The organism is Nocardiopsis protaetiae, from assembly GCF_045446735.1.
GTDB lineage: Bacteria > Actinomycetota > Actinomycetes > Streptosporangiales > Streptosporangiaceae > Nocardiopsis > Nocardiopsis protaetiae.
On sequence record NZ_JBJJBV010000534.1, the window covers coordinates 1 to 1090 of the forward strand.

General features: G+C 73.0%; 1 protein-coding gene. It reads right to left on the reverse strand.

The annotated features are described in order from the left end of the window. Positions 1-143: 143 nt before the first annotated feature. On the reverse strand, positions 144-1067 hold the full coding sequence (locus ACJOT3_RS34560; RefSeq protein WP_406977339.1) for a TatD family hydrolase: 924 nt from the start codon (positions 1065-1067) through the stop codon (positions 144-146). Between the last annotated feature and the right edge of the window lie 23 nt (positions 1068-1090).

Sequence of the window (1090 nt, forward strand, 5' to 3'; positions counted from 1 at the left end):
CGCCGTAAGCAGTTCCGGGCGCTGGCCACGCGTTATGACAAGCTCGCCACGACCTACCGGGCGACCGTGCGTGTCGCCGACATCTTCATCCGATTACGCGCACGGCCCGATCGCCCCACTCAACAAGATCCACCGAACACGCCCTAGAACCCGAAGGCCCGCTTGGCGTTGCCCGCGATGGTGGCCGCCAGCTCGTCCTCGTCCAGCCCCTTGACCTGCGCCAGCGTCCGCAGCGTGTGCGGGATGAGGTAGGGGGCGTTGGGCCGCCCCCGGTAGGGCTTGGGGGTCAGGAACGGCGCGTCCGTCTCCACCAGCATCAGCTCCGCCGGGGCCGCCCGCGCGGCCTCGCGCAGCGCCTCGGCGCTGGCGAACGTCACGTTGCCCGCGAAGCTCATGAAGTAGCCCAGCTCCGCGCAGCGGCGGGCCATGGCCGCGTCGCCCGAGAAGCAGTGGAACACCACCGTGTGCGGGGCGCCCTCCTCCTCCAGCACCCGGAACACGTCCTCGTGCGCCTCCCGGTCGTGGATCATCAGGGCCTTGCCGTGCCGCTTGGCGATGGCGATGTGCCCGCGGAACGACTCCTCCTGCGCCCGCGTCCCCTCCGGGCCGGTGCGGAATGTGTCCATGCCGGTCTCGCCGACCGCCACCACCTGCGGCCGGGCGGCCAGGGCGTCGATCTCGGCCAGCTGCTTCTCCAGGGCCTCGAAACCGCCGGGCTCACGGGTCTTGCCCGCCCAGTCGGTGTCGTCCACCTCCACCCCGTCCGCGCCGTCGCCGTGCACGACGCGCGGCGCCTCGTTGGGGTGCAGGGCGACCGCCGCCCACACCTTGCCCGGGTGGGCGGCCGCGGCGTCCACCGCCCAGCGTGACGACGGCAGGTCGACGCCCACCTGGAGCAGCGGGGTCACCCCGACCGCCTCGGCGGCGGCGATGATCTCGGCGACCTCCGGGGTCTGCATGTCCATGTGGGTGTGGCTGTCGGCCACCGGGACCCGCAGCGGCTCCGGCGCCGGAGGCGGCGTCTGCGCGTTGCGCGCCTCGACGGCCTTCCCCGACCGCTTGCCCATGTTGTTCCCTCCGCGACGAGCCG

Bases quoted from the DNA above. Each gene is read 5' to 3' on its own strand.
- ACJOT3_RS34560 (WP_406977339.1), bottom strand. From the start codon at position 1,067: ATGGGCAAGCGGTCGGGGAAGGCCGTCGAGGCGCGCAACGCGCAGACG.